The organism is Myxococcota bacterium (assembly GCA_035498015.1).
Classification (GTDB): domain Bacteria; phylum Myxococcota_A; class UBA9160; order SZUA-336; family SZUA-336; genus VGRW01.
Genome location: DATKAO010000214.1, coordinates 1 through 10,942 on the forward strand (window position 1 = coordinate 1; position 10,942 = coordinate 10,942).

The 10,942-nt window shown below is 71.1% G+C and carries 10 protein-coding genes; 6 read left to right on the forward strand and 4 right to left on the reverse strand.

Translation table 11 applies throughout. The features are described from left to right. Positions 1–2,538: glucosidase (locus tag VMR86_18920; protein HTO09131.1), on the forward strand; the 2,538-nt coding region annotated here is incomplete at its 5' end. A gap of 1 nt (position 2,539) precedes the next feature. Here the strand turns inward: VMR86_18920 and zwf are convergent. From zwf to VMR86_18940, 4 genes are read right to left on the reverse strand one after another with little or no spacing between them, the layout of a single operon-like run. Next, on the reverse strand, positions 2,540–3,928 hold the full coding sequence (zwf, locus tag VMR86_18925; protein HTO09132.1) for a glucose-6-phosphate dehydrogenase: 1,389 nt from the start codon (positions 3,926–3,928) through the stop codon (positions 2,540–2,542). Continuing rightward, on the reverse strand, positions 3,910–4,581 hold the full coding sequence (locus tag VMR86_18930) for an ROK family protein (protein ID HTO09133.1): 672 nt from the start codon (positions 4,579–4,581) through the stop codon (positions 3,910–3,912). The genes zwf and VMR86_18930 overlap by 19 nt, the downstream gene beginning before the upstream one ends. Then, the gene (tal, locus tag VMR86_18935) at positions 4,568–5,653 is read right to left on the reverse strand and encodes a transaldolase (protein ID HTO09134.1); all 1,086 of its coding nucleotides are present in this window, start codon (positions 5,651–5,653) and stop codon (positions 4,568–4,570) included. Before tal ends, VMR86_18930 begins: the two co-directional genes overlap by 14 nt. Then, on the reverse strand, positions 5,650–6,339 hold the full coding sequence (locus VMR86_18940) for a haloacid dehalogenase-like hydrolase (GenBank protein HTO09135.1): 690 nt from the start codon (positions 6,337–6,339) through the stop codon (positions 5,650–5,652). The genes tal and VMR86_18940 overlap by 4 nt, the downstream gene beginning before the upstream one ends. Positions 6,340–6,375: 36 nt before the next feature. Here VMR86_18940 and pgi point away from each other — a divergent pair, with 36 nt between their 5' ends. The 5 genes from pgi to VMR86_18965 all read left to right on the forward strand — a co-directional run. Further along, complete coding sequence (gene pgi, locus VMR86_18945; GenBank protein HTO09136.1) at positions 6,376–8,007, forward strand: glucose-6-phosphate isomerase; 1,632 nt, start codon at positions 6,376–6,378, stop codon at positions 8,005–8,007. 13 nt (positions 8,008–8,020) lie between these two features. After that, a complete protein-coding gene (gene gnd, locus VMR86_18950) occupies positions 8,021–9,037 on the forward strand; it encodes a decarboxylating 6-phosphogluconate dehydrogenase (GenBank protein ID HTO09137.1) in 1,017 nt (338 codons plus the stop codon). A 13-nt stretch (positions 9,038–9,050) separates the two neighbouring features. Then, complete coding sequence (gene pgl / locus VMR86_18955; protein ID HTO09138.1) at positions 9,051–9,749, forward strand: 6-phosphogluconolactonase; 699 nt, start codon at positions 9,051–9,053, stop codon at positions 9,747–9,749. Next, positions 9,746–10,192 (forward strand): RpiB/LacA/LacB family sugar-phosphate isomerase, encoded by a 447-nt coding sequence (locus tag VMR86_18960; protein ID HTO09139.1) that lies wholly within the window; start codon positions 9,746–9,748, stop codon positions 10,190–10,192. The genes pgl and VMR86_18960 overlap by 4 nt, the downstream gene beginning before the upstream one ends. Next, positions 10,189–10,942, forward strand: a 754-nt coding sequence (locus VMR86_18965) for a transketolase (GenBank protein HTO09140.1), incomplete at its 3' end; no start/stop codon positions are given. The genes VMR86_18960 and VMR86_18965, both read left to right, overlap by 4 nt.

Below are 10,942 nucleotides of genomic sequence, written 5' to 3' on the forward strand. Positions count from 1 at the left end.
ACGGTGCGCGAGGACTACAGCGCGGACGGCCGGGCCTGGCACTACTTTCCGCACGACCAGGCGCGCTCGCGCGCCTACCGCTGGAGTGAGGACGGCCTCGCGGGCATCTGTGACCTGGAGCAGCGCCTGTGCTTCGCGTTCGCGTTCTGGAACGGACGCGACCCGGTGCTGAAGGAGCGCCTGTTCGGACTCACCGGCCACGAGGGGAATCACGGCGAGGACGCGAAGGAATACTGGTGGTACCTGGACGCCACGCCCACCGCCTCGTGGCTGCGCTGGCGCTACCACTACCCCCAGGCCGAGTTCCCCTACGCACGGCTGCGCGAGGAGAACGCGCGGCGCGGGCGGAGCGAGCGCGAGTACGAGCTCGCCGACACCGGAGTCTTCGACGGCGACCGTTACTGGCGAATCGAGGTCGACTACGCGAAGGCCGCGACCGACGACGTGTGCGTGCGAGTCACGATCCACAATGCCGGGCCCGAGCCCGCCGAGCTGCACGTGCTGCCCACCTGGTGGTTCCGCAACCGCTGGTCGTGGCACGGCAACGTGACTCGCCCGCTGCTGCGCGCCGACGGCGCGTCGAGCATCGTGGCACGCGAAGAGAGGCTCGGCAGCTGGCGGCTGGCCGCGGGCGCCGGACCCGACGGCCGCCCGCCGGAGCTGCTCTTCTGCGAGAACGACACCAACCTGCGCCGCGTGTTCGGCTCCGACCTCGACGTGCCCTTCCCCAAGGACGGGATCCACGACCACGTGGTGAGCGGCACCCCCACGGTGAATCCCGCGCGCGAGGGCACGAAGGCCGCCGCCTGGTACCGGTTGCAGGTCCCGGCCGGCGGAAGCACGGGCCTGCGCCTGCGCCTGGCGCATGAGTCGTCGCCCGAGTCAGCGCGCGAGCTCGACCTGGGGCCCGACTTCGAGCGCACGCTGGCCGACCGCGCGCGCGAGGCCGACGCCTACTGGGCGGCCGTCTCCCCGCCCGACGCTCCGGCGGCCGAAGCGCAGGTGCTGCGCCAGGGCTTCGCGGGCCTGATCTGGAGCCAGCAGTACTACCACTTCGACGTGCAGGCCTGGCTCGACGGCGACCCCGCGCAGCCGCCGCCCCCGGAGTCACGCAAGCTCGGGCGTAACTCGGGCTGGAGACACCTGGACGCGAACGACATCCTGGTCATGCCCGACAAGTGGGAGTACCCCTGGTTCGCGTCGTGGGACCTCGCGTTCCACTGCGCGGTGCTGGCGCACATCGACCCCGCGGCGGCGAAGCACCAGCTCCTGCTGCAGATGCGCGAGTGGTACATGCACTCGAGCGGCCAGCTGCCCGCGTTCGAGTGGGACTTCGGCGCGGTGAACCCGCCCGTGTACGCGTGGGCGGCCCTCACGGTGTTCCGGCTCGACGGCAGCCAGGACTTCGAGTTTCTCGCCTCGGCGTTCCACAAGCTCCTGATCAACTTCACCTGGTGGGTGAACCGGCGCGACGCGCTGGGCGACAACATCTTCGAAGGCGGCTTTCTCGGGCTCGACAACGTCGGGCCGTTCGACCGCGACGCCATGCTGCCGTTCGGCGAGCTGCTCGAGACGTCGGACGGGACCGCCTGGATGGCGAAGTTCTGTCTCAACATGCTCGAGATGGCGCTGCGCCTGGCGAATCACGACGCCGCCTACCAGGGCGTGGCGCTGAAGTTCTTCGAGCACTTCGCGTCGATCGCGAACGCGATGGACGAGCTCTGGGACGACGCCGACGGCTTCTTCTACGACCGGCTGCGCCGTCCCGACGGCTCGGTCGTGCCGCTGCGCGCGCGCTCCATGGTGGGGCTCCTGCCGCTGTTCGCCGCGGTGCGCGCGGAGTCGGCGCTGTGGCGCGCGCTGCCCGACTTCACGCAGCGCGCCGCCTGGTTCATCGAGCACCAGCCGCGGCTGCGCGAGCGGCTCGCGCCCTACGCGCGCGCGGGCGGATGGCCGGAGCTGATCGCCGTGCTCGACCCGACCCGGCTGCGGCGCGTGTTGTCGCGCATGCTGGACGAGCACGAGTTCCTCTCGCCCTTCGGGCTGCGCTCGCTCTCGCGCGAGCACCGCGAGCACCCGCTCGTGGTGGCGCTCGACGGCGCGCAGGCGCGGCTCGATTACGAGCCAGGTGAGTCCGAGAGCGGGCTGTTCGGCGGCAACTCCAACTGGCGCGGGCCGGTCTGGTTCCCGCTCAACTTCGTGGCGCTCGAGTCACTGCGCCACCTGCACGCCGCGCTCGGCGACTCCTTCCAGGTCGAGCTGCCCACGGGCTCGGGGCGGAAGGCGACCCTGTGCGAGGTGGCCGACGAGCTCGAGCGGCGGCTCCTGTCGCTCTTCCTGCCCGACGCGCGCGGCCGGCGGCCGTGCCTGGGTGACTCGGAGCTGTTCGCGCGCCCGGCCTGGCGCGAGGACCTCTTGTTCTACGAGTACTTCCACGGAGACACCGGCGAGGGCCTGGGCGCGTCGCACCAGACGGGCTGGACGGCGCTGATCGCGCTCATCATCGCGCGGCGCGGCGACGACCGCCCCCCGCCATGAGTCAGACCTTGGGGTCGATCCAGCCGCCCGCGTCGCGCGCGAGCGCGCTCGCTTCGGCCGGCCCCCAGCTCCCGGGCTCGTACGAGTGGATCGGCGAGGCGTTGCCGAGCACCGGATCCACGATCGCCCAGGCCGCCTCCACGTTGTCCTGGCGCGAGAACAGGGTCTGGTCGCCCGCCATCGCGTCGCCCAGCAGGCGCTCGTAGGCGTCCATCTCTTCGCACTCGGCGCGGTGCATGAACGACAGCTCGGTCGGCATGCCGATCATCTTCTCGCCGGGCTGCTTCACGCGCGCCCCCAGCGCGATCTGCAGCTCGGGGCTGAGCCGGAAGCGGTAGTAGTTCCCCTGGTGGTGCTCGGGACGCGCGAGCGGCGGACGGCGCAGCGCGACGTGCACCTCGGTCGCCGAGACACTCAGCTTCTTCCCGGCGCGGATCAGGAACGGCACGCCTTCCCAGCGCCACGAGTCGATCTCGAGCCGCAGGGCGGAGAAGGTCTCGACCGTCGAGCCCGGCGCCACGCCCTGCTCGTCGCGGTAGCCGCGGAACTGGCCGCGCACCACGTGCGCCGGCTCGAGCGGCGAGATCGCGCGAAACACCTTCACCTGCTCGTCGCGCACCGCCTCGGCGTAAGTGCCCGAGGGCGGCTCCATCGCGAGGAAGCCCACGACCTGCAGCAGGTGGTTCTGCACCACGTCGCGGATCGTGCCGGCCTCCTCGAAGAACTTGCCGCGGCCCTCCACGCCGAAGCTCTCGGCCATGGTGATCTGCACGCTGCGGATGTAGTTGCGGTTCCAGATCGGCTCGAGAAACGAGTTGCCGAAGCGGAAGAACAAGATGTTCTGGACCGCCTCCTTGCCCAGATAATGGTCGATGCGGAAGATCGCGGACTCTTCGAACACGCGGTGCACGATCTGGTTCAGCTGCACCGCCGACGCGAGGTCGCGGCCGAACGGCTTTTCGAGCACGATGCGCGCGCCGCTCGCGCAGCCCGAGCGCGCCAGGCCTTCGGTCACCGCGGGGAACAGGCTGGGCGCGATGGCGAGATAGTGAGTCGGATGCTGCGCGCCGCCCAGCGCCTGCTTCAGCCGGTCGAAGGTGCGGGCGTCGGTGTAGTCACCCTCCACGTAGCGCAGGAGCGACATGAGCTTGGGGAACGCCACGGGATCGGCGCCGCCGCCGTGCTCGGTCACGCTGTCGCGCGCACGCCCGCGCAGGCGCTCGAGGCTCCAGCCTTCGCGCGCGATGCCGATCACGGGCACGTCCAAGTGACCGCGCCGGGTCATGGCCTGAAGCGCCGGGAAGATCTTCTTGTAGGCCAGGTCTCCCGTGGCACCGAAGAACACGAGCGCATCCGAGCGCTCGGGCTCCGTCATCGTCGGTCCTGCCATAGAAGGAATCCTCCGCGAAAGGCGTTTTCGTTCGAGCCCCGCCGCACGTTCTTCGGCAGCGAGGTCACGAGCCGCGCGTTGCCACCGCCCAGGACCACGTAGTCCACCTGCATGGCGCTCGAGAGCCGCTCGATCACGTCGCGCACGAACGCCCGCCAGCGCCTCACGCCGTGGCGCTTCAGGCCGTGCAGGCCCACGTAGTGCTCGTAGCTCTTGCCGCGCCGGTACGGCAGGTGGGAGAGCTCGAGCGGCGCGAGCGCGCCGTCGACGATCATGGCCGCGCCGAGCCCGGTGCCCAGGCCGAGAAACAGCATGCGGCCGCCCTGGTAGCTGCCCAGCGCCTGCATGGCGGCGTCGTTGACCACGCGCACCGGCTTGCCGAATGCGCGCGCGAAGTCGAAGCCGGCCCAGCCGCGGCCCAGGTTCCACGGCTCGGCCGACGGCCGGTTGCGGCGCACCGGTCCGGGATAGCCGATCGACACGACCCGAGTCGGCCAGTCACTCGTGAGTGCGCGCACGCCCGCGACCAACTTCTGCGGAGTCAGATGCGGCCCCGATTCGAACATGCGGTGGACGCGCTTGCCGGTGGCCAGCACTTTCACGTGCGTGCCGCCCACGTCGACCACCAGCACCCGCCGGCTAGTGCGCCGCATCCAGCGCGGCCGCCTTGCTCTCGAGCGACGCCAGGAGCTCGTTCCACGACTTCGTGAACGCCGCTGCGCCCTCTTCCTGCAGCCGCTCGGCGAGCGCGTCGAGGTCGACGCCCGCCGCCGTGAACTCCGCCAGCAGCGCGGCCGAGTCCGCGCCGTCTTCCGCCATCGTGGCGCCGATCTTGCCGTGGTCGGCGAGCGCGCGCAGCGTGGCCTCGGGCAGCGTGTTCACGGTGAACGGCGCGGCCAGCGCCTCGACGTACAGGAGGTCCGGCGCGGCGGGGTCCTTCGTGCCCGTGCTCGCCCACAACGGCCGCTGCAGGCGCGCGCCGAAGTTCAGCACGCGCCGCCAGCGCGGGCCTTGCAGCTCGCGCAGCGCTGCGGCGTACAGGTCCTGGGCGATCGCGATGCCGAGCCGGTTGCGCAGCTTGGCCGGCACCTGCTTCGCCACGGCCACGTCCCAGCGACTCACGAACAGCGAGCCCACCGACGCCACCTGCGCGGGCAGGCCGGCCTCGATGCGCCGCTCGATCCCGCGCAGCACCGCCTGCGCCGCGGCGAGATACTGCTCGCGCGAGAACAAGAGCGTCACGTTGATCGGCACGCCCGCGAAGATCGCCGCCTCGATCGCCGGCACACCCTGCCGCGTGCCCGGGATCTTGATGTACAGGTTGGGCCGCGCCGCGCGCGCCCAGAGTGACTGCGCGGCCGCGATCGTGCCCTCGGTGTCGTAGGCGAGCAACGGCGAGACCTCGAGCGAGACCCAGCCGTCGACGCCGGCCGTGCGCTCGTGGACGGGCCGGAACAGGTCGGCGGCGCGCTGCAGGTCTTCGACGATCAGCTCGAACAGGAGATGCTCGCCCGTTCGCCCCGCGCGCCGGTGGTGGCGGATCGAGGCGTCGTAGGCGCGGCTGTTCCGGATCGCGTGATCGAAGATGGTCGGATTGGAAGTGAGTCCTGTGATCGAGTCCTGGGCGATCAGGCCGGCCAGCCCTCCGCCGTCGAGCAGCTCGCGGCTGATGGAGTCGAGCCACAGACTCTGGCCGAGCTCGTGAAGACGTCGGGTGGGCTTCATCGAATCACTCCAGGGCGGACCAGCTCGTCGAGCGCAATGTCGGCGAGCTCGCCGATGCGCTCGATGCTGCGGTCCGCGGGGGGATTGGAGGCCAGCACGGCGGCGTCGTGGGCGTACTTGCCCTGCCGCACGAACACGGTGGTCACGCGCGGACCCCAGACCTTCTTCACCGCCGTGAGAATGCGCGGCTTGTCGTCGACCAGCACGTAGTGGCGCGCCGGATGGCGCCGCTCCACGTCGTCGAGCGACTCCTCCTTGTGGATGTAGATCAGGACGCGGCCCTGCACCGCCTCTCGGATGCCCGAGCGCTCCACCTTGCGCGGCTGGAACACCACGTCGCCGTCGCTCAGGATCACCGTGGGGCCGCCCCGTCCGAGGCTCTCGAGCGCGTCGAGCGCGCCGGGGTAGAGCCGGTTCGCGAACGGATAGTCCACGAGATACGACGACATCTCGAGCAGGCGCGGCTCGAGCGGGTGCTCGATCCGGTAGCGCTGCAGCGCGCCCAGATAGTCGCGGTAGCCGAGCTCGTGCCATAGATCGCCCAGGATCGCCCAGTAGCGCTCGACCGCGCCCTGGCCGAAGTCCTGCTCGAGCTGGCGTTTGAAGTCCACCTCGACGCGGTCGTTGTCGAGCAAGGTGTTGTCGACGTCGACCAGAGACACGAGCTCGGCGGGGGTGCCGCTCATCGCGTCGAGCGACATTAGCATGTACGATGCCCGGTGATGAGCGATCCATCGCTGCGCGCGGCATGGCAGGCGCTGGAGGCGCACTTCGCGACGGTCCGGGATTTGCATCTTCGGGAGCTGTTCGCGTCCGACGCGCGCCGCGCCGAGCGGCTCGCCGTCGAGGCCGCGGGCCTCCAACTGGACTATTCGAAGAACCGAGTCACCGACCAGACACTGGCGCTGCTCGTGGCGTTGGCGCGCGCCGCGGGCCTGCGCGAGCGGATCGACGCCATGTTCCGCGGCGACAAGCTCAACCCGACCGAAGACCGCGCGGTGCTGCACGTGGCGCTGCGCGCGCCGCGCGACGCGCGGATCTCGGTCGACGGCCAGAACGTGGTGCCGCGCGTGCACGAAGTGCTGGATCGCATGGCGGATTTCTCCAATCGCGTGCGCGACGGCGCCTGGCGCGGCCAGGGCGGCAAGCGCATTCGCAACCTGGTGAACGTGGGCATCGGCGGGTCCGATCTCGGCCCCGTGATGGCGTACCAGGCGCTGCGCCACTACAGCCGGCGCGACCTCGTGTTCCGCTTCGTGTCCAACGTCGACGGCACGGACTTCGCGGAAGCGGTGCGCGACCTCGACCCGGGTGAGACGCTCTTCATCATCTCGTCGAAGACCTTCACCACGCTCGAGACCATGACCAACGCGCGCAGCGCGCGTGACTGGGCGCTGGCCGGGCTGGGCGGCGACCCGGCCGCGGTCGCGAAGCACTTCGTCGCGGTGTCGACCAACGCCGCCGAGGTCGCGCGCTTCGGCATCGACACGGCGAACATGTTCGGCTTCTGGGACTGGGTCGGCGGCCGCTACTCGATGGACTCGGCGATCGGGCTGTCGACCATGGTGGCGATCGGACCGGCCGCATTCCGCGCGCTGCTCGCGGGCTTCCGCGCCATGGACGAGCACTTCCGGAGCGCGCCGTTCGAGCGCAACCTACCCGTGCTGCTGGGGCTGCTCGCCGTCTGGTACAACGACTTCTTCGGCGCGCAGACCGCGGCGGTGCTGCCCTACGACCAGTATCTCGCGCGCTTCCCGGCCTACCTGCAGCAGCTGGTCATGGAGAGCAACGGCAAGCGCGTGACTCTCGACGGCGCGCCGGTGGCGCGCGACACGGCGCCGGTCGTGTGGGGCGAGCCCGGGACGAACGGCCAGCACTCGTTCTACCAGATGATCCACCAGGGCACGCGGCTCGTGCCGTGTGACTTCATCGCGTTCGCCGAGTCACTGAATCCGCTGGGCCGGCACCAGGACCTGCTCGTGGCCAACGTGATCGCGCAGGCCGAGGCGCTCGCGTTCGGAAAGACCGCCGAGCAGGTGCGCGCGGAGGGCACGCCCGAGAAGCTCGTGCCGCACCGGGTGTTTCCCGGCAACCGCCCGTCGAACGTGCTGTGGGCGCAGCGACTCACTCCGGAAGTCCTGGGGGCGCTGGTCGCCAGCTACGAGCACAGCGTGTTCACCCAGGGCGTGCTCTGGAACATCGACTCGTTCGACCAGTGGGGAGTGGAGCTCGGCAAGCAGCTCGCGCAGCGCATCGCCGCCGAGCTCGAGAGTCCCGGCGAGCCCGCGCTCGCGCACGACGCTTCCACCAACGCGCTGATTCGCCGCTATCGCGGCGCGCGCAAGCCGACTTAGCGAGGAGAGCCGCATGCAGCTCGGAATGATCGGCCTCGGGCGCATGGGCGCGAACATGGTGCGGCGGCTGCTCCGGGGCGGTCACGACTGCGTGGTGTACAACCAGGATCCGGCGCCGATCGCGGCGCTGGCGCGCGAGGGCGCGAAGGGCAGCACGTCGCTCGCCGAGCTCGTGCGCCAGCTCGCCGCGCCGCGCGCCGTGTGGCTGATGGTGCCGGCGGCGGTGGTCGACTCGGTGATTCACGACCTCGCGCCCCTGCTCGCGCCGGGCGACGTGCTGATCGACGGCGGGAACTCCTACTACGTGGACGACATCCGGCGCGCGCGCGAGCTCTCCGCCCGGCGCCTCGAGTATGTCGACGTGGGCACGAGCGGGGGAGTGTTCGGCCTGGAGCGCGGCTACTGCATGATGATCGGCGGGCCCGGCGAGGCCGTGCGCCGGCTCGACCCGATCTTCCGCACGCTCGCGCCGGGCGCCGGCGAGCTGGCGCGCACGCCAGGACGCGAGGCAACGCGCGGCACCGCGGAGCTCGGGTATCTGCACTGCGGCGCGAGCGGCGCAGGTCACTTCGTGAAGATGGTCCACAACGGCATCGAGTACGGGATCATGGCGGCCTATGCCGAGGGCATGGGCGTGCTGCGCCATGCAAACGCGGGGAAGCTCGGGCGCGAGGTCGACGCCGAGACCACCCCGCTGCGCCACCCCGAGCACTACGCCTACGACTTCGACCTGCGCGACATCGCCGAGCTGTGGCGGCGCGGCAGCGTGATCTCGTCGTGGCTGCTCGACCTGACCGCGGCCGCGCTCGCGGCGGATCCGGAGCTGAAAGGCTTCCAGGGCCGGGTGGCCGACTCGGGCGAAGGCCGCTGGACCATCCAGGCCGCGATCGACGAGTCCGTGCCGGTGCCCGTGCTCTCGAGCGCGCTCTACCAGCGTTTCAGCTCGCGCGGTCAGGCGGACTTCGGGGACAAGCTGCTGTCCGCCATGCGCCTTCAGTTCGGGGGTCACGTCGAGAAGGGGGAGAAGTGAGTCAGCCTCGCCCGTGAAGATCGAGATACTCCCCGACGCGGATGCCGTCGCGCGGCGCGCTGCCGAGCAGATCGCCGCGCTCGCCCGCGCCGCCAGCGCCGAGCGCGGACGCTTCGCGCTCGCGCTGAGCGGCGGACACACCCCCTGGGCGATGCTGCGCGAGCTCTCCCGGCAGGACCTGCCCTGGTCGGCGGTCCACGTGTTCCAGGTCGACGAGCGCGTGGCGCCGACCGGCGATCGCGAGCGCAACTGGACGCACGTCTGCGCGAGCCTGCAGCCGCCCGCGGCGTTCGGGCCCGAACAGCTGCACCCCATGCCCGTGGACGCGCCCGACCTCGACACGGGCGCGCGCGACTACGAGCGCGAGCTCGCGCGCTTCGCGGGCACGCCGCCCGTGCTCGACCTCGTGCACCTGGGACTCGGCCCGGACGGACACACCGCGTCGCTCGTGCCCGGCGACCCGGCGCTCGAAGAGACCGCGCGCGACGTGGCGGTGACTCGACCCTACCAGGGGAGACAGCGCATGACCCTCACCTACCCGGTGCTCGCGCGCGCCCGCGAGATACTCTGGCTCGTGACCGGCGCGGACAAGGCCGACATGCTGGTGCGCCTGCGCGACGCGGACCGCGACATTCCGGCGGGCCGCGTGCCGGGCGCGCGCGCCCTGGCGCTGGTCGACCGCGACGCGGCCGCCCGGCTGGAGCGGCGATGAAGGTCGCGGTGGCCACCGATCACGGCGGCTTCGCGCTGAAGGTAGAGATCGTGGCGCGGCTGCGCGCCGCGGGTCACGAGATCGTCGACTTCGGCGCGAAGTCGCTCGACGACGGCGACGACTATCCCGACTTCGTGATCCCGCTCGCGCGCGCGGTCGCCGCAGGCAGCGCAGAGCGCGCCGTCGTGCTGTGCGGCAGCGGCGTCGGCGCGTCGATCTGCGCCAACAAGCTGCGCGGCGTGCGCGCCGCCCTGGTCGCCGACCACTTCTCCGCGCACCAGGGCGTGGAGGACGACGACATGAACGTGCTGTGTCTCGGCGGCCGCACGATCGGCCTCGAGTCGGCCTGGGAGCTGGTGCAGACCTTCCTGGCCGCGCGCTTCAGCGGCGCGGAGCGCCACCGGCGGCGGCTGGCCAAAGTCGCCGCGCTGGAGCAGACATGAGTGACCCCCTGCCCTACGACGCCACCGACCAGCTCGCGATCAACACCATCCGCACGCTCTCGATCGACGCCGTGCAGGCCGCGAAGTCGGGTCACCCGGGCACGCCCATGGCGCTCGCGCCGCTGGTGTACGTGCTGTGGAACCGCCTGCTGCGCTTCGACCCGCTGGACCCGATCTGGCCCAACCGCGACCGCTTCGTGCTCTCGAATGGCCACGCGTCGATGCTGCTGTGGTCGGTGCTGCACCTCTCGGGCACGCGCGCGGTGAACGCCGAGTACGAGCGGCTGGGCGAGCTGGCAGTCACTCTCGACGACATCCGCCGCTTCCGCCAGATCGACAGTCACGCGCCGGGTCACCCGGAGTACCGCCTGGTGTCGGGCGTCGAGGCCACCACCGGCCCGCTCGGCCAGGGCGTCGCGACCAGCGTGGGCATGGCGCTCGCCGAGCGCTGGCTGGCCGCGCGCTACGACCGGCCCGACTTCCCGGTGTTCGACTACGACGTGTACGCGATCTGCGGCGACGGCGACCTGATGGAGGGCGTGAGCTCGGAAGCCGCGTCACTCGCGGGGCACCTGGGCCTGGGTCGCCTGTGCTGGATGTACGACAACAACCACATCACGATCGAAGGCAACACGCGGCTCGCGTTCAGCGAAGACGTGGCGACGCGCTTTCTCGGCTATGGCTGGCACGTGCTGCGCGTGTCGGACGCGAACGACACCGCCGCGATCGAGCGCGCGCTGCGCCACTTCC

Coding starts and splice junctions, on each gene's coding strand:
- zwf (HTO09132.1), bottom strand. CDS start 3,928: ATGGCAGGACCGACGATGACGGAGCCCGAGCGCTCGGATGCGCTCGTG.
- pgi (HTO09136.1), top strand. CDS start 6,376: ATGAGCGATCCATCGCTGCGCGCGGCATGGCAGGCGCTGGAGGCGCAC.
- VMR86_18930 (HTO09133.1), bottom strand. CDS start 4,581: ATGCGGCGCACTAGCCGGCGGGTGCTGGTGGTCGACGTGGGCGGCACG.
- VMR86_18960 (HTO09139.1), top strand. CDS start 9,746: ATGAAGGTCGCGGTGGCCACCGATCACGGCGGCTTCGCGCTGAAGGTA.
- VMR86_18940 (HTO09135.1), bottom strand. CDS start 6,339: ATGAGCGGCACCCCCGCCGAGCTCGTGTCTCTGGTCGACGTCGACAAC.
- tal (HTO09134.1), bottom strand. CDS start 5,653: ATGAAGCCCACCCGACGTCTTCACGAGCTCGGCCAGAGTCTGTGGCTC.
- gnd (HTO09137.1), top strand. CDS start 8,021: ATGCAGCTCGGAATGATCGGCCTCGGGCGCATGGGCGCGAACATGGTG.